This window comes from Brevundimonas sp. Root608, assembly GCF_001427825.1.
Taxonomy (GTDB): Bacteria; Pseudomonadota; Alphaproteobacteria; order Caulobacterales; family Caulobacteraceae; genus Brevundimonas.
The window spans coordinates 906,137-930,581 of record NZ_LMGT01000001.1 but is presented as its reverse complement, the minus strand read 5'-3'; the positions used below and the strand labels follow the sequence as shown (position 1 = coordinate 930,581).

General features: G+C 68.5%; 20 protein-coding genes. 9 read left to right on the top strand and 11 right to left on the bottom strand.

Features of this window, described 5'->3' with window-relative positions:
* Nucleotides 1-65: 65 nt before the first annotated feature.
* The gene (gene rnr, locus ASD59_RS04420) at nucleotides 66-2,381 is read left to right on the top strand and encodes a ribonuclease R (protein ID WP_055828865.1); all 2,316 of its coding nucleotides are present in this window, start codon (nucleotides 66-68) and stop codon (nucleotides 2,379-2,381) included.
* A 196-nt stretch (nucleotides 2,382-2,577) separates the two neighbouring features.
* On the opposite strand, the gene ASD59_RS04415 is transcribed toward rnr, so the two are convergent.
* Nucleotides 2,578-2,952, bottom strand: coding sequence for a VOC family protein (locus tag ASD59_RS04415; RefSeq protein ID WP_055828863.1), 375 nt, complete (start codon nucleotides 2,950-2,952; stop codon nucleotides 2,578-2,580).
* A gap of 47 nt (nucleotides 2,953-2,999) precedes the next feature.
* Here ASD59_RS04415 and ASD59_RS04410 point away from each other — a divergent pair, with 47 nt between their 5' ends.
* The gene (locus ASD59_RS04410; protein ID WP_055828860.1) at nucleotides 3,000-3,719 is read left to right on the top strand and encodes an NUDIX hydrolase; all 720 of its coding nucleotides are present in this window, start codon (nucleotides 3,000-3,002) and stop codon (nucleotides 3,717-3,719) included.
* A 222-nt stretch (nucleotides 3,720-3,941) separates the two neighbouring features.
* Here the strand turns inward: ASD59_RS04410 and ASD59_RS04405 are convergent, their stop codons facing one another.
* Both ASD59_RS04405 and ASD59_RS04400 read right to left on the bottom strand, forming a co-directional pair.
* Nucleotides 3,942-4,562, bottom strand: a complete 621-nt coding sequence (locus tag ASD59_RS04405; RefSeq protein ID WP_055828857.1) for a glutathione S-transferase family protein — start codon at nucleotides 4,560-4,562, stop codon at nucleotides 3,942-3,944.
* A 16-nt stretch (nucleotides 4,563-4,578) separates the two neighbouring features.
* On the bottom strand, nucleotides 4,579-5,850 hold the full coding sequence (locus tag ASD59_RS04400; RefSeq protein WP_055828854.1) for a NupC/NupG family nucleoside CNT transporter: 1,272 nt from the start codon (nucleotides 5,848-5,850) through the stop codon (nucleotides 4,579-4,581).
* Between the two features lie 208 nt (nucleotides 5,851-6,058).
* Between ASD59_RS04400 and ASD59_RS04395 the strand changes: the two genes are divergently transcribed.
* Entirely contained in the window at nucleotides 6,059-8,116 is a 2,058-nt protein-coding gene (locus ASD59_RS04395; RefSeq protein ID WP_055828852.1) for a TonB-dependent receptor, read from the top strand.
* On the opposite strand, the gene ASD59_RS04390 is transcribed toward ASD59_RS04395, so the two are convergent.
* Complete coding sequence (locus ASD59_RS04390; protein WP_055828850.1) at nucleotides 8,117-8,992, bottom strand: branched-chain amino acid aminotransferase; 876 nt, start codon at nucleotides 8,990-8,992, stop codon at nucleotides 8,117-8,119. It abuts the gene before it with no gap.
* An 88-nt stretch (nucleotides 8,993-9,080) separates the two neighbouring features.
* Here ASD59_RS04390 and ASD59_RS04385 point away from each other — a divergent pair, with 88 nt between their 5' ends.
* The 3 genes from ASD59_RS04385 (at nucleotide 9,081) to ASD59_RS04375 (ending at nucleotide 11,898) form a co-directional block, all read left to right on the top strand.
* Nucleotides 9,081-9,812 carry a response regulator gene (locus tag ASD59_RS04385; RefSeq protein ID WP_055828846.1) on the top strand — a complete coding sequence of 244 codons (732 nt, stop codon included), beginning with the start codon at nucleotides 9,081-9,083 and terminating at the stop codon, nucleotides 9,810-9,812.
* A gap of 169 nt (nucleotides 9,813-9,981) precedes the next feature.
* The gene (locus ASD59_RS04380) at nucleotides 9,982-11,325 is read left to right on the top strand and encodes an ATP-binding protein (RefSeq protein ID WP_055828843.1); all 1,344 of its coding nucleotides are present in this window, start codon (nucleotides 9,982-9,984) and stop codon (nucleotides 11,323-11,325) included.
* Nucleotides 11,326-11,403: 78 nt separating this feature from the next.
* Entirely contained in the window at nucleotides 11,404-11,898 is a 495-nt protein-coding gene (locus ASD59_RS04375) for a hypothetical protein (protein WP_055828840.1), read from the top strand.
* Here the strand turns inward: ASD59_RS04375 and ASD59_RS04370 are convergent.
* From ASD59_RS04370 to ASD59_RS04360, 3 genes are all read right to left on the bottom strand, one after another.
* A complete protein-coding gene (locus ASD59_RS04370; RefSeq protein WP_055828837.1) occupies nucleotides 11,895-12,695 on the bottom strand; it encodes a pyrroline-5-carboxylate reductase family protein in 801 nt (266 codons plus the stop codon). The two genes, ASD59_RS04375 and ASD59_RS04370, sit on opposite strands and share 4 nt — an antisense overlap.
* A gap of 5 nt (nucleotides 12,696-12,700) precedes the next feature.
* A complete protein-coding gene (locus tag ASD59_RS04365) occupies nucleotides 12,701-13,204 on the bottom strand; it encodes a YbjN domain-containing protein (RefSeq protein WP_055828834.1) in 504 nt (167 codons plus the stop codon).
* A 64-nt stretch (nucleotides 13,205-13,268) separates the two neighbouring features.
* Nucleotides 13,269-13,556, bottom strand: a complete 288-nt coding sequence (locus ASD59_RS04360; protein WP_055828831.1) for an accessory factor UbiK family protein — start codon at nucleotides 13,554-13,556, stop codon at nucleotides 13,269-13,271.
* 190 nt (nucleotides 13,557-13,746) lie between these two features.
* Here ASD59_RS04360 and lgt point away from each other — a divergent pair, with 190 nt between their 5' ends.
* From lgt to pgeF, 3 genes are read left to right on the top strand one after another with little or no spacing between them, the layout of a single operon-like run.
* Nucleotides 13,747-14,616, top strand: a complete 870-nt coding sequence (gene lgt / locus ASD59_RS04355) for a prolipoprotein diacylglyceryl transferase (RefSeq protein ID WP_055828829.1) — start codon at nucleotides 13,747-13,749, stop codon at nucleotides 14,614-14,616.
* A 3-nt stretch (nucleotides 14,617-14,619) separates the two neighbouring features.
* Entirely contained in the window at nucleotides 14,620-15,705 is a 1,086-nt protein-coding gene (locus tag ASD59_RS04350) for a class I SAM-dependent methyltransferase (RefSeq protein WP_055828827.1), read from the top strand.
* Nucleotides 15,702-16,472 (top strand): peptidoglycan editing factor PgeF, encoded by a 771-nt coding sequence (pgeF, locus tag ASD59_RS04345; protein ID WP_055828824.1) that lies wholly within the window; start codon nucleotides 15,702-15,704, stop codon nucleotides 16,470-16,472. The genes ASD59_RS04350 and pgeF overlap by 4 nt, the downstream gene beginning before the upstream one ends.
* 92 nt (nucleotides 16,473-16,564) lie before the next feature.
* Here pgeF and lpxC read toward each other — a convergent pair whose 3' ends face one another.
* The 4 genes from lpxC to ftsA form a co-directional block, all read right to left on the bottom strand.
* Nucleotides 16,565-17,464: a UDP-3-O-acyl-N-acetylglucosamine deacetylase gene (lpxC, locus tag ASD59_RS04340; RefSeq protein WP_055829703.1), complete on the bottom strand. Its 900-nt coding sequence runs from the start codon at nucleotides 17,462-17,464 to the stop codon at nucleotides 16,565-16,567.
* A gap of 183 nt (nucleotides 17,465-17,647) precedes the next feature.
* A complete protein-coding gene (gene ftsZ, locus ASD59_RS04335) occupies nucleotides 17,648-19,258 on the bottom strand; it encodes a cell division protein FtsZ (RefSeq protein ID WP_055828821.1) in 1,611 nt (536 codons plus the stop codon).
* 242 nt (nucleotides 19,259-19,500) lie between these two features.
* Nucleotides 19,501-22,896 carry a TonB-dependent receptor domain-containing protein gene (locus ASD59_RS04330; protein ID WP_055828818.1) on the bottom strand — a complete coding sequence of 1,132 codons (3,396 nt, stop codon included), beginning with the start codon at nucleotides 22,894-22,896 and terminating at the stop codon, nucleotides 19,501-19,503.
* Between the two features lie 214 nt (nucleotides 22,897-23,110).
* On the bottom strand, nucleotides 23,111-24,439 hold the full coding sequence (ftsA, locus tag ASD59_RS04325; protein WP_055828815.1) for a cell division protein FtsA: 1,329 nt from the start codon (nucleotides 24,437-24,439) through the stop codon (nucleotides 23,111-23,113).
* Nucleotides 24,440-24,445: the final 6 nt, after the last annotated feature.

Genomic DNA, 24,445 nt, shown 5'->3' with positions numbered 1-24,445 from the left:
TTCCATCACAAGCGACGCAAGATTTCGCCTCCGAAGAGGCCGGTCGTGCGTTATCAAGGATACAAATGAGCAAATCACCCCGCCGGCCCGTCGCCGGACTCCCCGACGAAGACACGCTGATCGCCTTCCTCCGCGAAGCCGGATCAGCCGAGAAAACCGATATCGCCCGCCACTTCGGCCTCAAGGGCGGCGAACGCCGCGCCCTGCGCGAAATGATCCGCGCCCTCGAAGAGGCCGGCAAGCTGGGCAAGCGCGGCCGCAAGGGCTTCTCCGAGGTCGGCGCCCTGCCCGCCGTCGGCGTCGCCGATGTGGTCGAGCGCGACATGGACGGCGAACTCTACGTCCGTCTGGTCGAGGCCTCGGCCGACGCCCCGCGCGCCCTGCTGGTCCCCGACAACGACAAGCCCGGACCCGCGCCCGGGATGGGCGACCGCGTCCTGGTCAAATTCGCCCGCGGCGAGGACGGCTGGGAAGCCCGGCTGATCAAGACCCTCGACGCCGGCGCCAACAAGGTGCTCGGCGTCATCCGCAAGTCCAACAAGGAGGTCCGGGTCGAACCCGTCGACCGCCGCTCCAAGGACGTCCTGCTGGTCCCCCACGCCCAGGCCGAGGGCCTTCGCGACGGCGATCTGGTTCTGGCCGCCATAGAAAAGGGCGACCAGCGCTATGGTCCCAAGCGCGGCAAGATCCTCGAGAAGATCGGCCACGAAGGCGACGCCCGCGCCGCCTCCCTGATCGCCATCGCCGCCCACAATGTGCCGATGGGCTTCTCCGAGGCTGTCGAGAAGGAGGCCGAGGATCAGGAGCTTCCGTCGCTGAAGGGCCGCGAGGACCTGCGCGACCTGCCGCTGATCACCATCGACCCCGCCGACGCCCGCGACCACGACGACGCCGTCTACGCCATGCGCGACGACGACCCGAAGAACCCCGACGGCTGGGTCGTCTGGGTCGCCATCGCCGACGTCGCCGCCTACGTCCGCCCCAACACCAATCTCGACCGCGAGGCGCGCGACAAGGGCAACTCCACCTACTTCCCCGACCGCGTCGAGCCGATGCTGCCCGAACGCCTGTCCAACGGCCTGTGCAGCCTCAAGGAAGGCGAGAACCGCGCCTGCATGGCCGTGCGCATGGTCTTCGACAGGGACGGCCGGAAGACCGGGCACAAATTCGTCCGCGGCCTGATGCGGTCGCAGGCCAAGCTGTCCTACGAACAGGCCCAGGCGGCCATCGACGGCCAGACCGACGACGCGACCGGCCCGATCATGGAGGCCATCCTCTATCCGCTGTGGAACGCCTACCGGACGATGCTGAAGGGCCGGCTGAAGCGCAGCCCCCTGGCCATCGAGAGCCCCGAACGCCGCATCCGCATGAACGACCAGGGCCAGATCATCTCGATCGAGCCTCGCGTCAGTCTCGAGGCCCACCGGCTGATCGAGGAGATGATGATCCAGGCCAATGTCTGCGCCGCCGAGACGCTGGAGCAGAAGAAGACGCCCCTGCTGTACCGCGTCCACGACGCGCCCAGCCAGGAGAAGCTGTTCAACCTCGGCGACTTCCTCCAGACCATCGGCAAGACGTGGACCAAGGGCGAGCCGGCCACGACCAAGCGGTTCAACAAGCTGCTGGACGAGACGCGCGGCGGCGACCACGCCGAGGTCGTCAATGAAGTGGTCCTGCGCAGCCAGATGCAGGCCATCTATTCGGCCGAGAACGTCGGCCACTTCGGTCTCAACCTCGACCGCTACGCCCACTTCACCTCGCCGATCCGGCGCTATTCCGACCTGATCGTCCACCGCGGACTGATCCGCGCCCTGGGTCTGGGCAAGGACGGGCTGACCGACCGCGAAGTCACGGAACTGCCGGCCATCGCCGAACAGGTGACCATGACCGAGCGCCGCTCCATGGCCGCCGAGCGCGCCGCCATGGACCGCTACATGGCCGCCTTCCTGCAGGAGCGGGTGGGGGCGACCTTCCCCGGCCGCGTCACCGGCGTGACCCGCTTCGGCCTGTTCGTGCGGCTGCACGAGACCGGGGCAGACGGCCTCGTGCCCGTGTCGTCGCTGGGCGGCGAATATTTCCACCACGACGAGAAGCAGCACGCCCTGATCGGCGAACGCTCGGGCCAGCGCTGGACGCTGGGCCGCACCGTCGAGGTCAGGCTGAAGGAGGCCACGCCGATCACCGGCGGTCTGGTGTTCGAAATGCTGTCGGAACCGGCGCCGCGCGATCCGAACGCGCCCGCGGCCCGTCTGGGCGTCCGCGGCCGGGGCGGCGGCGACTTCCCCAAGCGCGGCGGCGGGCGTCCCGGCGGTCCCAAGCCCCCCAAGGGCGGCCGCCCCTCGGGCGGGCTGAAGGGCGTCCGCAAGGGCAAGCGGCGCTAGGTCCTTTTGTCAGCCCGGAAGCCGCGCAGCGGCTATCCGGGACGGCCCACAGGACAATACCTCGCGCCCGGCCCTGAGCCGGGCGAAGGCCGCCGCCTTTCTCCCGGTTCGACCCTGAGGGGCCGCCCGGGATGACAAGATCACCGGCGTCTGCGTCCCGGATCAGCGCTGCGCGGCGTCCGGGATGACAAGGCAATCAGGAACCGGCGAAGAGGATCAGGTTTCCGGCCGGATCGGCGACGATGAAGGTCCGCGCGCCCCAAGGCTCGGTGCAGAGGGCCCGATGGAAGGCCAGACCGGCGTCAGTGAATTCGCGGTACAGGCCCTCGACGTCGGCCGTGGTCACCGTGGCCGACAGGACATCGCCTTCGGCCTTACGGAACGCCTCCGCGAACACGGGCCCGTCGACCTGGCGCAGGTTCAACTGCGCGCCCTCGCGCACGACCTGGGCGTAGACCACCGGCTCGCCCCAGGCGAAGGCGATCCGGAACCCGAGCCCGTCCGTATAGTGGTCCAGGGCCGCCTGCATATCGGTGACGAACAGCTGCGGTTCGGCGGCGATCAGGGTCATGGCGTGCTTCCCGTAGGCGAGGCCTCGGCCCATGCTAAAGACAACCGATGCCCCCCGCCAATTCCCAGCCCTTCGACTCCGCGCAGGACTTCGCCGACGCCCCGCGCACCGGTGACCGGCAGAAGCCCAGGGACGCCGCCACCCTGATCCTGACCCGGGTCCGCAAGGGCGGGCCCGAGGTGCTGATGGGCCGCCGCGCGCCCGGCCACGTCTTCATGGCGGCGAAATGGGTCTTCCCCGGCGGCCGCATCGACCGGTCCGACTTCGCGGCGGCCTCGGCCAACGACCTGCCCCACGCCGAAACGATCCGTCTGACCCGCGAGATGTCGGCCCGCCGCGCGCGCGCCCTCGCCCTGACCGCCGTCCGCGAAACCTTCGAGGAGACGGGCCTGCTGCTGGCCGAGCCCGCGCCCGTCGTCTCGGTCGCCGGGCCGTGGCGCGAGTTCCGGGCGGTCGGCGCCCTGCCCGATCTGGCGGCCCTGTCCTATGTCGCCCGCGCCATCACCCCTCCCGGCCGCTCACGCCGTTTCGACGCCCGCTTCTTCATGGCCGACGCCAAGGCCCTGCTCCATCCGGAGCCGACCGCCGGCTCGGGCGAACTCGACGAGATCGCCTGGCTGCCGCTGGACGAGGCGCGCGCTGTCGATCTGCCCGCCATCACCCGCTTCGTGCTGGACGAGGTGTCGGAGCGGCTGGCTCATCCCGCACGCCCCCTGCCCTTCGTCCGCATGGTGCGCGGACGGCATGTCATCGAACATCAGGACTAGGCTGCTCGATAGCCCCCACATCCGTCATCCTCGGCACAAGTCCGAGGATGACGGATTCAAGAAGTTGGGGATCTGCGACCAGAACTGACGCAGGCGGATGCTTCATTGGCCGAACCCCCTTGGGGGCCGGTCTTTGACAATCGAATTCAGCTGCAGTCGCCGACCGCTCCCCCGGGACGGATCAGACTCATGAGACTCATGAGACTGTTTTTTATCGTCCGGTCAGGCCCCCGCCTTCGCCCCCGGCCGCGCGCGGCAGGTCTCCAGCCAGCGCGCCAGATGGGTCAGCTCCTCCGGCGGCCGGTATTTGATCAGCCGCGCGAAATCCAGGCCGACCACGCCGACGATGTCGGCGATGGTGAACCGGTCCTCCGCCAGGAACTCGTGCTCGGCCAGGCGGCGGTCCAGCGACTTCATGAATTTCTCCGCCCCCGCCCGGTTGTGCTCGGCCACCTGCGGGACCTGGGACGCCTCCAGCGCCGCAAGGGCCGGGTGCGAATGGCGCACGGTCAGCATCAGCGGATTGGCCAGGTAGAACTCGCACCGGCGCGTCCACATCTCGATCACCGCCTGCTCGCGGGCGTCGCGGCCGAACAGGTTGGGCTCCGGGTGCAGGGCCTCCAGATAGCGGCCGATGGCGATGGATTCCGAGATCGTCGTGCCGTCGTCCAGCTCCAGCGCCGGCACATGCGGCACGCCTACGCGGGTGCGGTATTCGGGCGTCTTGTGTTCCCCCACCATGATGTCGATCTCGACCAGCTCGACGTCCTCGATGCCCTTCTCGGCCATGACCCAGCGCACCCGGCGGGGATTGGGGGCGCGGTGCGAGGTGTAGAGCTTCATCGTGCGGTCTCCGGCGTCAGCGGAATATGGCGGCGGGCATCGCCCCCACAATGGCCGCGGTCATCAGGGTGGCCAGGAAACCGGCGAACAGCCCCTTCCACACCAGCCCCAGCACCTCCTCGCGCCGCTCGGGCATCAGCACGCTGAGGCCGGTCACGGTGATGCCCACCGAGCCGATGTTGGCGAAGCCGCACAGGGCGTAGGTCATTAGCATCCGGGTGCGTTCGCTCATCTCGCCCGCCGGTATCTTGCCCAGTTCGATGAAGGCCACGAACTCGGTCAGGGTAAGCTTGACCCCCAGCAGCCAGCCGGCCTTGCCCGCCTCGGACCACTCCACGCCGGTCAGCCAGGCCACCGGCATGAACAGCCAGCCCAGCAGCCGCTCGACCGTGACGTGATCGCCGAACAGCCAGAAGCCGCCCAGCATGACGTTGACCAGGGCCACCAGGGCCACGAACACGATCAGCACCGCCGAGATGTTCAGCACCACCATCAGGCCGTCGGCGGTGCCCTTGACGATGGCGTCGATGGCGCTGTCGTACTTCAGGGCCGAGTTGTAGTCGGCGTGCGCCCCGCCCTCGCCCGGGGTCTCGGGGATCATGATGCGGGCCAGCAGCACGCCGGCGGGGGCCGAGACGATCGAGGCCACCAGCACATGGCCCGCGGCGTTCTGCATCACGGGCGACAGGATCGCCGCATAGGCCACCATGGTGGACCCGGCGACCGTGGCCAGACCGACCACCATCATCAGGAACAGCTCGGACCGGGTCAGCTTGTCGAGATAGGCCCGGATCACGATCGGGCTCTCGATCATGCCGAGAAAGATGTTGGCCGCCACCGCCAGCGCCGAGGCCCCGCCCAAGCCCATGGTGCGCTGGAACAGGATGCCGAATCCGTGGGTGAGCCACTTCAGCACCTTCCAGTGCCACAGCAGGGCCGACAGGGCCGAGATCACCAGAATCAGCGGCAGGACCTGGAAGGCGAAGGTGAACAGGGCTCCGTCATTGGTCACGGCATAGGGCTGGTCGCCCCCGGCCAGATAGCCGAACACGAACTGGGTTCCCCTCTGGGTCGCCGTGTTCAGCCCGTCCACCGCCCCGGTGATGGCCGCCAGCACGTTCTGCGAGCCGGGAATGGCGAACAACGCCATCACCAGCGCCGCCTGCACCGCGACGGCTCCCAGCGTCAGCCGCCACGGAAAGGCGCGCCGGTTCTCGGACAGGGCCCAGCAGGCGGCGACGATGACGACGAGCCCGAACAGGCTCTGGAGATTCAGCAGGCTGAACATGAACGGCTCCCCAGGATTCCCCCTTGCTGCCGGAGACCGTGAGGAGGCGCAAGCGCGGTCAGGGCGAACGCCGCCTCCCGCCTCTCCGTCTCTGCCCTTTGCCGCTCGCCCGAAACCTTCCGCATCCTCGCGGAAATGTGTTGATAATGAGAATGCATCGCATTATTTCCCCTCATCCTCCCCCGTTCAGCCAAGCGATCCGAGATTCATGCGCACCCTTCTGACGACGACCGCCATCCTCCTGGCCCTTCCGACTCTCGCCCTGGCCCAGGAGCCGGCGGAACTGGAGCCCGTCCTCGTCACGGGGCGGAGTCAGGGCTATGTCGCGTTGAACTCGGTGACCGCGACCAAGACGGACACGCCGCTGCTGAACGTGCCCCAGAGCGTCAGCGTCGTGACGCGCGAACAGCTGGACGATCAGGCTTTGCGCAGCCTCGGCGAGTTGCTGCGCTATGTGCCCGGAACGACGGTGGGCCAGGGCGAAGGCAATCGCGACCAGATCACCCTGCGCGGTCAGAACACCACGGCCGACTTCTTCCTCGACGGGGTGCGCGACGACACCCAGTATTTCCGCGGTCTCTACAATCTCGAGCGGGTGGAGGTGCTCAAGGGGCCCTATGCCCTGATCTTCGGCCGCGGGGGCGGCGGCGGCATCATCAACCGGGTGCAGAAGACCCCGAGCGCCGGCGGCGCCTTCGCCTCGGGGCGGGCGAGCGCAAACAGCTTCGGCGCGTGGGACCTTTCAGCCGACATGAACGCGCCGATCGGCGCCATGGCGGCGGTCCGGCTCAACGGGGTCTATGAGAAGCTCGACAACCACCGCGACCACTTCGAAGGCGAGCGGTACGCGGTGAACCCCTATCTGGCGGCGGAATTCGGCTCCGCCTGGCGCGCGGGCCTCTCGTACGAGTACGTCAACGACGATCGCGTCGTCGACCGCGGAGTCCCGTCGTTGGGCGGTGCGCCGCTGACCGGCTATCGCGACCGGTTCTTCGGCGTGCCCGGCGTGAACCGCACGACGCTGGAGGCGCACATCGCGAAGCTCCGGATCGACGGCGCCCTGTCGGACAATGTCGAGGTTTCAACCACGATCGTCTACGGCGACTACGACAAGGTCTACACCAACGCCTTCGCCAACGGACCAGCCTCCTCGCAGACCGGTACGGTCCCGCTGGCGGCCTACACCGACCCCACCACCCGGCAGAACCTGCTGATCCAGAGCAACCTCGTCTGGGACGTGTCGGCAGGGGGGATGATCCACAAGGTCCTGTTCGGCCTCGAATACGGCGACCAGGACTCCGCCAACCAGCGCCGCAACGGCGTCCTGTCCAGCTCCACCGTGAGCCTGGCCAATCCGGTCTTCCCCACGGTGACGTTCCCGGCGCTCAACCGCGACACGATCTCGAACGTCGAGTCGGTCTCGGCCTATGTCCAGGACCAGATCAGTCTGGGCGACCGTCTTCAGGTCGTGGCCGGCCTGCGATACGACCGTTTCGACATCACCGGCGTCGACCTGCAACCCAACCCGGACCGCCCCTTCGCCCGGCTTGACGAAAAGGTCTCGCCGCGGCTGGGGCTGATCTACAAACCGCGCCCCGAGGTCTCGCTCTACGGCAGCTACAGCCAGTCGTTCCTGCCGCGCTCGGGCGACCAGTTCCTGTCCCTGTCGACGACCCAGCAGAATCTGGAGCCCGAGGAGTTCACCAACCACGAGATCGGCGCGAAATGGGACATTCGACCGAACCTCAACGTCACGGCGGCGCTCTTCCGGCTGGATCGGACGAATGCGACCACGCCGGATCCGCAGAACCCCACCGTCACGATCAATGTCGGCGAGACCCGCACCGAGGGTCTCGAGCTGGCGGTGACCGGCCGTGTACGGCCCAACTGGCAGGTCAGCGGTGGTTACGCCTGGCTGGACGCCCGTCTGCAGGGCAACGACTCGGTGCGGCTGGCGCAGACGCCGGAGCACCACTTCAGTCTCTGGAACCGCTACGATGTGAACCGCCGGCTGGGCTTTGGCCTCGGCGTCATACATCAGGCTGGCCAGTATGCGGCCATCCGGACGTCGGCGGCGACCACGCGGCTGCCCGCCTTCACCCGCGTGGACGCCGCCGCCTTCTATCGGGTCAGCGACGACGTCGAGCTTCAGCTGAACATCGAAAACCTGCTCGACACGACCTACTTCCCGGACGCGCACAACAACAACAACATCTCGACCGGGGCGCCGCTGAACGCACGGCTGACCCTCAGCGCCCGCTTCTAGCTACTGGCGCCGCACCAGCCGGCCGTAGTCTTCCATCAGGCCGAGGCTCAGGGCGCCGGGAGTGAATCGGTATTCGCCGATCTCGCTCACCGGCGTCACCTCGGCGGCCGTGCCGGTGACGAAGCATTCGCTGAAGGTCGCCAGCTCCTCGGGCCGGATGTGGCGCACGACCACCTCGATGCCCTTGGCCGCCGCCATCTCGATGACGGTCTGGCGCGTGATGCCGTCCAGGATGGCGTCGACCGGCGGCGTGTGCAGGACCCCGTCCTGGACGAAGAAGACGTTGGCCCCGGTGGCCTCGGCGACATAGCCGCGCCAGTCCAGCATCATGGCGTCCGAATAGCCGCGCTTCTCGGCCGCCGTCTTCGACATGGTGCAGATCATGTAGAGGCCCGCAGCCTTGGCGGCCGACGGGGCGGTCATCGGGTCGGGCCGGCGCCATTTGGCCCACTCCATCCGGATACCCTTCGCCTTGGTCTCGGCGTCGAAATAGCTCGGCCACTCCCAGACGGCGATCGCCACATGGGTCTTGTTGTGCAGGGTCGAGACACTGACCTGTTCGGGGCCACGGTAGGCCACCGGCCGCACATAGCAGTCGGACAGGCCCATCTTTTCGCAGGTTTCCTTGCAGGCCGCGTCGATCTCGGCCACGCTGTACGGAAGGTCGAAATCAAGCAGGTTTGCAGAGCGCTTCAGGCGTTCGCTATGCGGGGTCAGCTTGAAGATTTCGCCGCCGTACATACGCTCACCCTCGAACACCGACGAGCCGTAGTGAAGGGCATGGGTCAGAACGTGCGTTTTCGCTTCCCGCCAGGGCACGAAATCGCCGTCCATCCAGATCCACCCGTCACGATCGTCGAAAGGAACGAAGGCCATTGAATAACGTCTCCCGCGAAGAACACCGGGTTAGAGCCCCCCGAACCGCTCAGGTCAACGCCCGGACCGGCTCGCGGGTCGCTTCCGCATGAGCGACGTGCGTTCCCATGGCCGGTCCGGCCCGATCGCCGGCCCGGGCGCCGGCCGCCATCTGCTGGTGGTCGATGACGACGACCGGATCCGCGAACTGCTGAAGGAATTCCTCGCCCGCGAGGGCTATCGCGTCACCGGCGCCGCCCACGCGGCCGCGGCCAAGCGGATGATGGAGCTGATCGAGTTCGACCTCGTCGTGCTGGACGTCATGATGCCGGGCGAGAGCGGTTTCGACCTGACCACCTGGGTGCGGTCCAAGGCCGAGACCTCGAAGACGCCCGTCCTGCTGCTGACCGCGCGCGGCGATCCCGACGACCGCATCGAGGGCCTGTCGCGCGGCGCCGACGACTATATGTCCAAGCCCTTCGACCCGCGCGAACTGGCCCTGCGCGTCGACGCCATCCTGCGCCGCACCGGCGGCAAGCCCCTGACCCCGCGCGAGATCAAGCTGGGCCCCGCGGTCTTCGACATGGAACGGCTGGAGCTGTCGAAGGACGGCAAGCCCCAGCGCCTGACCGAGGCCGAGGCCCAGCTGCTGAAGACCCTGGCCATCCACGCCCATTCGGCGGTCGAGCGCATGAGCCTGTCGCCCGACACCGCCGACATCACCGGCCGCGCCGTCGACGTCCAGGTCACCCGCCTGCGCCGCAAGCTGGAGGCCGACCCGAAGAACCCGCGCTATCTCCAGACCGTGCGCGGCGTGGGCTACATGCTGGCTCCGGACTGATGCAGGGCGACCTCCACCTTCCTTCCCCCATCTCGGGGGAAGGTGGCAGGCGGAGCCTGACGGATGGGGGCTGGCTGCCGGGCGCCCATTTGCCGGGAATCGGGACGCGGAAAGAGCCCCCATCCGAGCCGCTTCGCGGCCCACCTTCCCCCGCGAGGGGGGAAGGATCATGAGACTTCTGCCAGCCTCGTTGTGGCCGCGGTTTCTGAAGCGGCGTCTGCCGACCTCGCTGTGGGGCCGGTCGCTGCTGATCATCGTCCTGCCGGTTCTGGTCATGCAGGTGGCCGTCACCTGGGCCTTTTTCGACATGCACTGGCAGACGGTGACCGCCCGCCTGTCCGACGGCCTGGCCGGCGATATCGCCTGGGCCGCCGAAAGCTGGCGCGACGACCCGACGCCGCGGAACATGGCCGTCATCTCCGAACGCGCCCAGCGCTCGATGTCCCTGTCCATCGCCCTCCAGGACGGCGCGGTCCTGCCCGAGGAGAACCGGCGCGGCCCCGTCGGCGTCGTCGATCGCACGCTGGAGCAGGCGCTGGCCGCGCGGCTGGACCAGCCCTTCTGGTTCGACACCACCCGCTACCCCGCCTATGTCGATATCCGGGTGCAGCAGCCGCAGGGCGTGCTGCGCATCATCGCTCCGCGCGAGCGCGCCGTCGCCACCCAGGCCCACATCTTCGTGCTGTGGCTGCTGATCGCCACCGTCCTGCTGATGGGCGTCGCCATCCTGTTCATCCGCAACCAGGTCCGCGCCATCGAGCGGCTGGCCGAGGCCGCGGAAGCCTTCGGCCGGGGCGAGACCCAGGAACGGTTCAAACCGCACGGAGCGCGCGAGGTCCGCGCCGCCGCCGTCGCCTTCCTCGCCATGCGCGAGCGGATCCAGCGCCACATCGACCAGCGCACCGCCCTGCTGGCCTCGGTCAGCCACGACCTGCGCACGCCTCTGACCCGCCTCCGGCTCGAACTGGCCCTGGCTCCCCCGTTCAAGCGCGCCGGCGCCATGCAGGGCGACCTGGACGAGATGGAGCACATGATCGACGAATACCTCGCCTTCGCCCGCGGCGAGGCCGGCGAGGCGGCGCAGCCTGTCTCCCTGTCAGACCTGTTGGGCGCCGCCGCCGAGGACGCCCGTCGCGCCGGAGCCGAGGTCGAGGTCGTCGCGCCCGAGGGGCTGACCGCGTCGCTGCGCCCCCTCGCCTTCAAGCGGGCCCTGACCAATCTGGCGGGCAATGCGGCGGCCCATGGCGAGCATGTCCGGTTGAGCGCGCGCGCCCTGCCCTCGGGCGGACTGGAGGTGGCGATCGAGGACGACGGCCCCGGCATTCCCGAGGACATGCATGAAGAGGCCTTCCGGCCCTTCTCCCGCCTGGACGCCTCGCGCAACCAGAACCGCAAGGGCGTGGGCCTCGGTCTGGCCATCGCCCGCGACGTCGCCCGGGGTCACGGCGGCGACATCACCCTCGAGCGCAGCGATCTGGGCGGCCTGCGGGCCCTGATCCGCCTGCCCGGCTGATCACATTTGGCGCCCTCCACTGGCGAAGCGGAGCCATAGCGCGCATCTTTCGCGGCGACAGGGCTCTGGAGAACATCCATGCGTAGACTCGCCTTCCTTGCTCCGCTCGCCGCCGTTCTGGCGGTCGCGGCGACGCCGGTCCTGGCCGATCCCGTCGCCGTCAATGTCACGATCGGACCCGAGGTGCTCGAACACGCCGACGAACTGGGCCGGCGCGAGGTTCAGCAGCAGGCCTCGCGTCTGGCCGATGTCGTGCGTCGAACACTCGTGCGCCGCGGCGCGCTGAACGGGGCCGAGGTCAATCTGACCCTGACCGATCTGAAGCCCAACCGGCCGACCATGCAGCAGATGGTCGACCGTCCCGGTCTGGACGGAATCCGCAGCGTCTCGATCGGCGGCGCGACCATTTCGGGCCACGTGACGACGGCCGACGGCCTGATCCATCCGGTCGAGTACGACTGGTATTCGACGAGCATAGCGGAGGTGCGGGGCTTCACCGCCTGGCAGGACGCCGACCGCGCCTATCGCCGGCTGGCCGCCAACCTGGCCGACGGTCGCTACGTCACCCGCTAGAGGGTTCGCGCCCGCTGCACGGCGGCGGCGACGGCCGCCCTCGCCGCGCGCTCCAGATCGCCGCCGGCCGCCATGGCGTCGAGACCCGCGCGCGTCGTGCCGCCGGGTGACGCGATGCGGGCGATCAGCGCGTCCAGCGACTCCTCCGTCTCGACTCCGGCTCCCGCCGACCGCAGGGCGCCGCGGGCCAGTCGTTGCGCCGCCCCGGCCGACAAGCCGTCCGCCCGCCCCGCCTCGGCCAGGGCCTGGACGAAGGCATAGATGAAGGCGGGAGCGGAGCCCGCCACCGCCGTGGCGATGTCGATTTGGGCTTCGGACTCGAGGTCCACGACATCGGCCATGCCGGCGAACAGAACGCGCGCCAGCTCGCGCGTCTCGGCATCGGAGGACCACAGGGCGGCGACGCCGCGCCCCTGCGCCACCGCGGTCGTCGGCATGACCCGGGCGACAGGCCGCGCGGAGGCCAAGGCGATCTCGGCCGCCGGAACCCCCGCCATGACGGAAACCAGCCGCGTCTGCGGGCCCAGATGGGCCGTCAGCGGAGCCAGCGCCGCGCGCCAGATCGCAGGCTTCACCGCCAGCACCAGCGCCCGCGCGGCCGCCAGCGCCTCCATCGGCGGATTGATCCGCGCGCCCCGGGCCCGCGCCGCCTCGGCGGCCGGCTTGTCCGAGGGCGTCAGGATGATCAGGTCGGTCGCCGCGACCGTCCCGGTCTTCAGCCACCCCTCGACGATGGCCGAACCCAGCCGGCCGCAGCCCAGCAGGACGACGGGGCCCGAGGGGACGAGAGGGGTCATGGCCGTCAGGCGGTGCCGACGGTCTCGAACAGGCAGGCGTCGATCGCCTCCTGCGGCTTCTTCGATCCGCGGATCATGAAGTCGAAGGCCGGGTAGTAGCGGTCCGCGGCCTCGACCGCCGCGTCGATCATCGAGGCCGCCTGGGCCAGGGTGGGGCGCTCGCCCATCGGCAGGGCCAGCGAGTGGCGGAAGACGATCTCGCCGTCCTCGGCCCAGACCTCGAAATGGCCCATCCAGGTGCGCTGGTTGATCAGGCCGACCAGTTCATAGGCGGCGGCGCGCCGCGACTTCTTCGCCTGCAGGTCCAGGGCGCAGCACAGCTGAAGGCAGTCGCCCTCCGGCCGCCAGGCGAACCACAGCTCATAGTCCTTCCAGTCGCCGGCCAGGGCGAAGGCCAGATCGCCCTCGTCGGTCCGGTCGAACGGCAGGTTTTCGGCCACCAGGACGTGTTCCACGACATCCAGCGGATCGTAGGGAACATCGACTTCTTCGGGCCGTACAGCGTCCATCAGGCACTCTCCGGGCGCGACTCACGCCCCGTCACGCAACGGTAGGCGGGTTCGCAGATTCGGCTCAACCGGCTGCGTCCTGAGGGGGAACCGACCCTGTGGACGTTCCCGTGGCAGGCTTTTTTCCAGCCTTTGCAGGGGTTTTCAGCGCCGCGACCTCGGCGCGCAGGGCGGCGATCTCGGCCTTCAGCGCGTCGAACTCGTCGCGGCGGACCAGGTCCAGTTCCGCGGCCATGCGGTCCGTCTGTGCACGGAAGGCCGTCTTCGCCTCCTCGCCCGCCGCCTGGGCCAGGCCCATGGCGCCGGTCGTCAGCTTGGCGAACTCGTCGAGGATGGGGTTGCGCGTCTGCATCTGCGGGCTCCGGCTCGAACGGGCGAGCGTCGTTAATGAAGGTTCACCCGATATGGTGAACGAAACCTTGCTGTCGATGCGACCTATGGCCTGATTTGGGCGCCGGGCGACGCCGTGTTGCGGAAAATTCAGGGACGCGCCCGGCGACGCTTGCTAAACCGCCCTTCGAGACCCTTCGACAGGAGTGCCCGTGCAATTCCCCGAGTTCGATCCGGTGCTGCTCAGCATCGGCCCGCTGGATATCCGCTGGTATGCGCTGGCCTATGTCGCCGGCATCGTCCTGGGCTGGTGGTACTGCGCCCGGCTGGTGAAGGCCAACGCCCTGTGGCAGCCCGCGAAGCCGCCGGTCACGACCCTGCAGCTGGACGATCTGGTCCTCTACATCACCCTCGGCATCATCCTCGGCGGGCGCCTGGGCTTCGCCCTCTTCTACCAACCCGAGCTGTACGGCCGCCTGTTCACGGGCGCCGACTGGGGCGAACGGCTGGCGCTGTTCCGCCTGTGGGACGGCGGCATGTCCTTCCACGGCGGCCTGATCGGGGTTTCGGTCGCGATCGTCTGGTTCGCCTGGCGGCACAAGATCCGGCTGCTGAGCCTTGGCGATCTCGTGGCCCCCGCCGCGCCGATCGGCCTGTTCTTCGGCCGCCTCGCCAACTTCATCAACGGCGAGCTCTGGGGCCGCGAGACGACCGTCCCCTGGGCGGTCCGCTTCTGCAACGACCGCATCTATCGGCTCTATAACGGCTGCCCAGCCGGCGACGTGCCCCGCCATCCCAGCCAGCTGTACGAAGCCGGCCTCGAGGGCCTGGTCCTGTTCGCCATCCTGTGGTTCGCCATCCACAAATGCAGGCTGCTGTCCAAGCCCGGCTATGTCACCGGCGTCTTCCTGTTCGGCTACGGCCTGTCCCGCGCCCTGCTGGAGAATGTGCGCCAGCCCGACGCCGGTCTCGACAACCTGCCGCTGGGTCTGACCATGGGCATGATCCTGTCGATCCCGATGATGATCATCGGGGCGGTTCTGATCTGGCGCGCCTGGAGCCGGCCGCCCGCCGCCGCCTGATCCATGGGCGCTTCGCTTGGGGACAGACTGGCGCGGGAGATCGCCCTGACCGGCCCGATGACGGTGGCCGACTATGTCGCCCGCTGCCTGCACGATCCCGAGGGCGGCTATTACGCCACCCGCCCGGCGATCGGGGCGAGCGGCGACTTCGTCACCGCGCCGATGGTCAGCCAGATGTTCGGCGAGCTGATCGGCCTCTGGGCGGTCGAGCTGTGGCGGCGGCTGGGCGCGCCCGAGCGGATCCGGCTGGTCGAGGTCGGACCCGGCGACGGCACATTGATGGCCGACGCCCTGCGCGCGGCGCGGCTGGCGCCCGATTTCCTCTCTGCCGTCGACTTGGTCCTGATCGAACCCAGCCCGCCCCTGCGCGCGGCACAGGCGCGAATGCTGAACGACAGCGATGTTCATCCGCGCTGGGTCAGGGACCTGAACCGGGTCGAGACCGACGCCCCCGTCATCCTGATCGCCAACGAGGTGCTGGACTGCCTGCCCGCGCGCCAGTTCGTGAAGACGGACGACGGCTGGGCCGAGCGCCGCGTCGGCGTGACCGACGACGGCGGCCTGACCTTCGGCCTGGTGCGCATCACCGGCGGCTTCACCCGTCCCGCGTTCGCGGTCGAGCCGGGCCAGACGGTCGAGATGTCCGATCAGCAGGCCGCCTTCGGCCGCGACGTGGCGGCCTTGGTAAAGGCGGCCTCCGGGGCCGCCCTGCTGATCGACTACGGCCGCGCCAGGCCCGAGGCCGGCGACACGCTTCAGGCCCTGCGGCGGCATCAGAAGGTCGATCCGCTGGAAACGCCGGGCGAGGCCGACCTGACCCAGTGGGCCGACTTCCCGACGGTGCTGGAGGCCGCCGTCCGCGCGGGGGCCGACGTCACCGGAACCCTGGGTCAGGGTGAATTCCTCCGGCGGCTCGGGATCGAAGCCCGCGCAGACCGGTTGAAGGCGGGACGGCCTGACGCGGCGCCCGTCATCGAGCGCCAGCTGGCCCGCCTGACTGCGGACGACCAGATGGGGACGCTGTTCAAGGCCTGCGTGGTCTTCTCGCCCCGTAGCCTGGTGGTCCCGGGTTTCGAGGACGGGATATGACGCTGGAACCGATCACCCACTCGCTGCTGGACAAGGCGGGCGTCCGCCATGGCTTCTTCACGCGCCAGGGCGGCGTTTCCACCGGCATTTATGCCAGTCTGAACACCGGCGTCGGCTCCACCGACTACCCCGCCGCCGTGGCGGAAAACCGGAGACGGGTGGCGGCGCATATGGGCGGCGTCCCCGACGACTTCGCCGCCTGCTACCAGATCCACTCCAGCCTCGCCCGGGTCGCCGAAGCCGGCTGGAAGGGCGACCGGCCGGAGGGCGACGCCACCGTCACGGCCGCGCCGAGCGTGATCTGCGCCGTCCTGACGGCGGACTGCGCACCGGTGTTGCTGGCGGATCCCGAGGCGGGGATCGTCGGCGCAGCCCACGCCGGCTGGAAGGGAGCCCTGGACGGCGTCATCCACTCCACCGTCGCGGCCATGCAGGCCCTCGGCGCCGAGCCCCGGCGCATGGTCGCCGTGGTCGGCCCCTGCATCGCCCAGGCCAGTTACGAGGTCGGCGCCGACTTTCAGGGCCGGTTCGATCACCACGATCCCGGCAGCGGCCGCTTCTTCGCGCCCGGCGCGGCGCCGGACAAACGGCTGTTCGATCTTCCCGGCTTCGTGTTGTGGCGTCTCGAACAGGCCGGCGTCGGCGACGCGGCCTGGACCGGCCACGATACGCGCGTGGACGAGGTTCGGTTCTTCTCGAACCGGCGGGCCTGGCTGAATGGAGAGCCGGACTTCGGCCGGATGATGAGCGCGATCAGCCTTCGCTGAGGCCGTAGCCGTCGTCTCTCGATTCCCCGGATCCGGTATCCGAAATCACGCGAAAAGCGTCGTCGAATTCCCCGTCGTCCAGCGGCCGGTTTTTAACCCGCCATCGCCAGTTCCGGCGCGCCGGTCACTTCGCGCCACGCCTGCGGATTGGCCAGCAGTTCGCGGACCAGCAGGTTGTTGATGTGGTGGCCCGCCTTGACGCCCTCGTAGCGGCCCAGCAGAGGGGCGCCGAGCACATACAGGTCGCCGATCGCGTCCAGCGCCTTGTGCTTGACGAACTCCCGCTCCATCCGCAGGCCGCCGGGGTTCAGGATCTGGTCGCCGTCGATGACCACGGCGTTTTCCAGCGAACCGCCGCGGGCCAGGCCGGCGCGGCGCAGGGCCTCGACCTCATGGGCGAAGCCGAAGGTGCGGGCGGCCATGATCTCGTTGCGGAAGGTTTCCTCGTCGACGACGAAGTCCACCACCTGGTTGCCGATGACCGGCGTGTCGAACTCGATCTCGAACCGCATCTCATAGCGGTCGCAGGGCAGCAGGGCGGCGGTCTTGTCGCCTTCCTGGACCCGGATCGGCTCGAGGATCTCGATGTAGCGGACCGGGGCCTCCTGGCGGCGGAAGCCGGCGCGGTCCAGCAGCTGGACGAATTGCAGCGCGGAACCGTCGAGGATCGGCAGCTCGGGGCCGTCCACCTCGACCACGGCGTTCGATACGCCCAGGGCCGCGAAGGCGGCCATCAGGTGCTCGATGGTCGACAGGCGCACCCCGGCGGCGTTCTCGATCATGGTGTTCAGGCGGGCGTCGACGACGGCCTCGCCCGAGACCGGAATGCGGTTGTCGCGGTCCTTGATGTCCGTCCGCACGAAGACGATGCCCGTCCCGACCGGGGCCGGACGCACGGCCAGACGCACCCGGTCGCCCGTGTGCACGCCCACGCCCGCGATGATCGCGGGAGCGACGGTCGTTCTCTGGCGATGGTCGTAGCTGACCGGCAAGCTCAAAACTCTCTCAATCGCGATGCCCGCAACCCGTGCGGATTTCGCCCCAGCAACCGTCTAGCGACGGCCCCGCAACAGCGAAATGAAAGTCGGGTTTCCGATTGTTTCGGTTTTCGTAACCGTACTCGACGCGAAAAGCCCCGGAGCTCGCGCTCCGGGGCTTTCCTGATCGGTCGAAGACTAGTTGGCGAGGCGGCGCAGGAAGGACGGGATTTCCAGATCGTCTTCCGCCTGGTTCAGATCCGGCTCGGGCGCCGGCTGGGCCTGGGTGGTCGGACGCATCTCGGTCATGCGGGACTCGGTCGGACGCGACGGCGGATACGTCGGCTGGGCCGGCTGACGCTTGCCGCGGCCGAACAGGCTCCAGCCCGACTTGCGATGATCGCGGTCGTCGTACTCGTCATAGGCCGGCTCCTCGCGCCGGGTTTCCGGCTGGGGCGCGCGATCGGCCGAACGGTCCATGTACAGGTCGCCCTGGGCGACCGGGGCAGTCGTCTCGGCGGCCGTGCGGGCGCGGGGCGAGGATTCATACTCCTCGACCCAGGGATCGACGATCGGCTCCAGTGCGCGGTCCTCGGCGACGTGGATCACGGGTTCCGGGCGCGGCTCGGGAGCGCGGGCCGCAGTCCCGTAGGCCGGCTGGGCGGACTGAAAGGTCGGGACGATCGGCGCCGGCTCGGGCTGGCGCGGGGCCTCGGCCCGGACGGGCTCGCTGCGGGCGGGTTCGTTGCGGACCGGTTCGGCGCGCGAGGCGGCATAGGGGGCGGCCGGGCGGCGCGTGTCGAAGGCCGAGGTTCCGGCAACCGGCGCGCCCTTGGCGGCGGCCAGGTCTTCCATGCCCGTGGCCACGACCGAGACGCGGATCTTGCCGTCCAGGGCCGGGTCGAAGGCGGCGCCGAAGATGATGTTGGCGTCGGCGTCCACCTCGCCGGCGATGGCGTTGGCGGCCTCGTCGACTTCCAGCAGGGTCATGTCCATGCCGCCGGTGATGTTCACCAGCACGGCCTTGGCGCCCTTCAGCGAGGTCTCGTCCAGCAGCGGATTGGCGATGGCGTTCTGGGCGGCCTGCAGCGCGCGGTCCTCGCCCGAGGCCTCGCCCGTGCCCATCATCGCCTTGCCCATCTCGGACATGACGGCGCGGACGTCGGCGAAGTCGAGGTTGATCAGGCCCGGCAGGATCATCAGGTCGGTGATCGAGCGCACGCCCGAGTGCAGCACCTGGTCGGCCATGCCGAAGGCGTCGGCGAAGGTCGTGCGTTCGTTGGCGACGCGGAACAGGTTCTGGTTCGGAATGACGATCAGAGTGTCGACGTAGCGCTGCAGCTCGGCGATGCCCGCATCCGCCAGACGCATGCGGTGGCGGCCTTCGAAGGTGAAGGGCTTGGTCACCACGCCGACCGTCAGGATGCCGCGGTCGCGGGCGCATTTGGCGATGACGGGCGCGGCGCCGGTGCCGGTGCCGCCGCCCATGCCGGCGGTGATGAAGACCATGTGGGCGCCGTCCAGGTGCCCGTAGATTTCCTCGGCGGATTCCTCGGCGGCGTTCATGCCGACCTCGGGGTGGGCGCCGGCGCCCAGGCCCTGGGTGATGGTTTCGCCCAGCTGGACGCGGCGGTCGGTCTTGGCGAACGACAGGTGCTGCGCGTCGGTGTTGGCGACGACGAACTCGACCCCTTCAAGGCCCGCGTCGATCATGTTGTTGACGGCGTTCCCGCCCGCGCCTCCGACGCCGAAGACGACGATACGGGGCTTCAGTTCCGTGTGTTGCGGACGCACCAGCGAGAGAGACATAATTCTTATCCGACCTTATCCGACCCTGCCCTTGCCTTGCCCCGATGCGATTCCCCGCCGATTCGCATTGGTTATGAGCGCGTTAAGGAAACACCTGAACTGCTTAAGGGAGTGTTACCCCGTAGGCTGAGTCGGCCCCGGGGCCACGGATTTCGTTAACCTTCCCAGCAGTTTTCAGGTTCGGGCACGAAAAAGGGCGGCTCTCGCGAGCCGCCCTCTCCGTTTCGGTTCAGTCGCCGCCTTTAGAACGGGCGGTAGTTCAGACCGAAGAAGAAGCGCGTGCCGTACGGGTCCATGTTGTCGATGAAGCCGGTGCCGAAGTAGGCGGGTTGCTCGGCGTCGAAGGCGTTGGTGACCCCGGCGCGCAGCGACAGCTTGTCGTCCACATTGTAGCGAACGGTGAAGTCGTGGCGGGTGAAGTCGCCCGTGTTGAAGAACTCCGGCGGACGCTGGTCAGGGTTGTTGATCTGGTCGCGGTTCTGGACGATGTCCTGCGCCGCTTGCCAGTCAGCCACCCAGGTCAGGCTCCAGACGTCGTTCGGCGACCAGGTCAGTTGCGACGAGAAGCGAACGCGGGGGAAGTTCACCAGGCTGGCGCTCTCGACGAAAGCGTTCGGGTTCGAGATGTTGGTGAAGTTCTTCTGCTCGATCAGCCAGTTGCCGCGCAGGGAGTAGTCCAGCCGGCCCCAGTTGCGACCGAACACTTCTTCCGTGTCCAGCGAGTACCGGGCTGTGAAGTCGAGACCCCGGGTCTGAAGTTTGGCGAAGTTGATCGACCCCTGGATGAAGCCGATGCCGGTGTTGCCGGGGGTGCCGATCTCGAAGGCCTGCGAGCGGGCTTCCGCCGTCGTACCCGCGACCGGCGAGTTGAGGCGGAAGATGGTGTTGCAGGCCGCGGGGTTCAGCGACGGCCCCTGGACGCAGTTGAGGGCGGCGGCGGCGGGCGTGACCGCCGCGATCACGTCCTTGATCTCGACTTCGTAGTAGTCGAGCACGAGGCTGAAGTTCGGGAAGAAGCGCGGCTCCAGCACCGTGGAGAAGGTGAAGGATTCCGACGTTTCCGGCTGCAGGAAGGGGTTGCCGCCCGACACGCCGGCGATGCCCGAGGGATAGGTCGGGTTGTAATCGTCGTTCGGGTCAGCCGTGGCGCCGTTGAAGTCGAACGACGGGGCAGGCAGACCGCGGCTCGCCGCGACCTGGTTGAACAGGGTGGTGCAGTTTGCGACCCGATTGGCGCGATCGGTGGCGTTGGTGATGGCCACGATCTGACGGGTGTCGCAGGGATCGACCACGCCGTTGAAGAAGGTCTGGCTCTGCGGCGCGAAGTTTTCGCCGAGGTTCGGGGCGCGGAACGAGGTGTTGAAGCTGGTCTTGAAGGCGATGTCCGCAATCGGACGGTAGACGAAGTTCACGCCGTACACGTCGCCGGTTCCGACCGTCGTATAGTCGAAGTACCGGTAGGAACCGCTGATTTCGGCATACTCCCCCAGCCAGCTGTCGCGGAACAGCGGGATCGAGAGTTCGGCGAATGCTTCTTCCGACTCATATTCGACGCCCGGGAAATCGGCGCCGGTGTTGAGGAACAGGAAGCGACCGGCCGTGGCCGCGGTGCGACCCCGTCCTTCCGTATATTCGCGGCGGTATTCCACGCCGAGGGCGACGCCGATCGGTCCCGCGCCGAAGAAGTCCCACAGCTCGCCGGAGACGAAGGCGATCGCCTGCTCCTGCTCGTTGCGCTCGGTCGGGTTGATGGTGGCGTCGATATAGGCCAACGCCTCGGGGCTCTGGTTGCCGCGGCCGAACACGTTCAGCGGAACGCAGGCGTCCAGGGCCGCCTGACCTTGGGGCGTGTTGCGAAGATCGCCGCCGCGGAAGCTGTCGCCGAGGAGCGTGGCGGGGTTCTGGGCGCGCAGCAGCTTGGCGCGGCAGACCACTTCGCCGGGTCGGCCGTTGACCACGCCGGCCGTGTCCACCACGGCATCGGAGGCCAGCTGCATGCGCTGGTTGTCGACGCCGCGTTCGACGTTCTCGGCCTCGGCGACGCCGGCGTTGTACGACAGGCTCCAGTTGAAGTTGTCGACGAACCACAGGCTGTCCAGATCACCTTCGAGGGCGAGGTTCAGCTGGAACAATTCGCGGAAGTTCAACTGGCTGCGGTCGGGCCCGAACAGGGTGTGACGGGCGAACGGAGCGGCCGTAACGGTCGTCGGCTGGCCGGGAGCGGTCAGGGTGGGCGCCGAGTAGTTCTGCTGCGTGTTCGTCTGAATCGCCGAGCGGAGATTGTTCGGCAGATAGGCCGTGGTGTCGAGATTCAGCAGGAAGGCGTTGGTCGCCAGCGCATTGTCGACGCTGTTCGTCGGCTGCAGATTGTTGAGGTAGAAATCGAAGAAGGTCGGCTGGCTGACGTCGTACGTCTCTTCATCGATGTATTTGGCGTCGATCGAGAACCGGACGTTTGGCGTGATCGCGAAATTCGCCCCGGCCGCATAGCGGTACGACGTCGATTCCGGCGTCCGCGACAGCTGGCCGAAGTCAGCGCCGTTGTCGCCGTCGCCGCCGACATTGATGGTCCGGTTGGCGCCGGTGGAGCCGATCCGCGTGCCGAAGTCGGCGAGGCGGGCAGTGGTCCCTTCGAACACCCAGGTCTTGCCGGGCTGAACGTTGTAGCAGTTCGCCGCCAGGGCCGTCGTGAAGCCGCCGGCCGTCGGGCAGGTGACGAACGGGATATCCGGATCGTTGCGCGGGCTGGCCGCCTGGTTGTTCGCCAGGGTGGTCTGGCCCCAGCGCAGGATCTGCAGCTGTCGGCGGTTGAAGACCACCGTGTTGCCGGTGTCGAAGATGCTGTCGGAAACCGGACCGTCGGCAGGGGCGGTCGGATCGGCGTCCGCGCCGAAGGTGCCCGGGTTGGCCCGGTACCAGTCGATGTCCAGAATCCGGACTTCGTCGTTGTGGTCGTATTCGCCGAAGGCCCACAGGTTCAGCCGGTCATCCAGCAGGTTCGTGCCGACGAGGGCGGAGACCCGGGTGTTGGCCTGGCCATCCTGGTTGATCATGCCGTAGTTGGCGTCGATCTCCATGCCCTCGAAGTCCTTGCGGAGCACGAAGTTCAGCACGCCGGAGACGGCGTCGGCGCCGTAAACCGAAGAGGCGCCGCCGGTGACGATCTCGATGTTTTCGATCAGCAGGCGGGGAATGGTGTCCACGTCGACGGCCAGCGAACCGCCATTGGAGCCGACCTGGCGGCGACCGTTGATCAGGGTCAGGGTGCGGCCCGAGCCCAGCGAGCGCAGGTTGGCCAGCGACAGACCGCCGTCACCCAGGTTCGAGCCGGTGGTGTCAGACGGAACGACCGAGTTCGACAGGGCCGGAATGGTGGCCAGATAGTCGATCATGGTCGTCTGGCCGGTGGTCAGCAGATCCTCGCGCGCCACGGTGATCAGCGGGGTCGGCGCATTGGTCGGGTCACGGCGGATACGCGAACCGGTGACGACGACTTCGCCGATTTCGGTCGCGTCCTGGTCGGTCTGACCCTGGACCGTGACGCCCGGCAGCTGGCTCTGGGCGAAGGCCGGAGCCGAGACAGCCATGACGCCCGCGAGGATCGTCGAGCCGAAGAGGTACTTGCGCTTGAGAAGCATGGTGTTTGGGCCCCAACCAAGGAATGGATGCAATCGGCAGCATCCGCCTTGCGGCAGACTCTGCTTCGGATTTTCACGCTAACAGCAAAGTGGCGAGCGGCAAGGGATTGTGGCCGTATGGCGACCAATCCAGCATACTGTTGTTACAATACGGACACAGTCCCGCCACGGTGACCGCCAGATCGGTCGGCGCGACGGCCCCCGGTCAGGCTCCCTAGAGGTTTTCGCGCAACCAGCCCGCCGCGCGCGCCACAATCCCGCCTTGATGGATGCGTGGCGCGTCCGCAGCCGAGAGTTGTCTGGACATCAGCTTGCGGGCCGAAACCGCTTCGCGTGGACCATAGGCGGCGCGCAACAACACACCGGCGGCCGAACAGAACGCCGGGCCTGAGGCGGCATCGGCCAGGTGGGGCGCCCGCTGGGGCTTGCCGAGGCGTACAGGGCGATCGAACACCCGCACGGCCAGTTCGCGTACGCCGTTCAACTGGCTGGCCCCGCCGGTCAGGACCAGGCCGGCGCCGGGCTCCAGGCCTACGCCCGCGTTGCGCAGGCGGTCGCGGAGCAGCTCCAGCGTCTCCTCGACACGGGGCGCTATGACGGTCTTGAGCATGGCCCGCTGGACGAAGATCGGGCCCGCCGAGGAATCCTCGCCTCGCGGCGGCGCCTCCAGCATCTCGCGGTCCTCATTGGCGCTGGCCATGGCCGAGCCGTGCAGCGTCTTGAGTCGCTCGGCCCCGGCCTTGGACGTCGACAGGCCGCGGGCGATGTCGGCGGTCACGTGATCGCCGCCCACGTTCAGGGATTCGATATGCAGCAGCGAGCGCCCGCCCCAGACCGCCGCCGAGGTCGAGCCGCCGCCCATGTCGATACAGACGCAGCCGAGATCCATCTCGTCGTCTTCCAGCGCCGCGAGCGAGGACACCACCGGCGCCGCCGCCACGCCCTGCAGGTCCAGATGCGCCAGTTCGAGGCAATGGCTCAGGCCGTTGAAGGCGCTCTCGGCCATGGAGACGACCAGCAGGTCGAGGCCCAGCGAATGGCCCTTCATCGAGCGGGGATCATGCACGCCGCGCGCGCCGTCGACGGACCAGGCGATGGGCAGGACGTGAATCGGCCGGCGGTTGGGCAGGCGAATCTGGGCCAGGGCCATGGCGATGGCGCGCGCCAGATCAGCGTCGCCGACCGGAGTGGCGCCGAGGGACACGCGGGCCTGGACCCGGTGGCTGGCCATCTGGCCGATGGCCGTGGTGACGACGACGCCCGAAACCGGCGAGCCGGCGGCGCGCTCGGCGCGCTCGACCGCGTGACCGATGGCTTGGGCCGCCTCGTCCATGTTGACGATGCCGCCGCCGCGCACGCCGCGCGACTGGACGTGCCCCGCGCCCGCCACGCGGATGGTGCGGTCGGCGTGACGCACGCCCTCGGGCTTCATGATGAAGCAGGCGACCTTCGACTGGCCAAGATCCAGCGCCGCCACGACCGGCGCGCGTCCCGCGGCGCCCTTGGCGCCGTCCACGGATTTATCGACGGACCGTCCGGCCATAAGCGT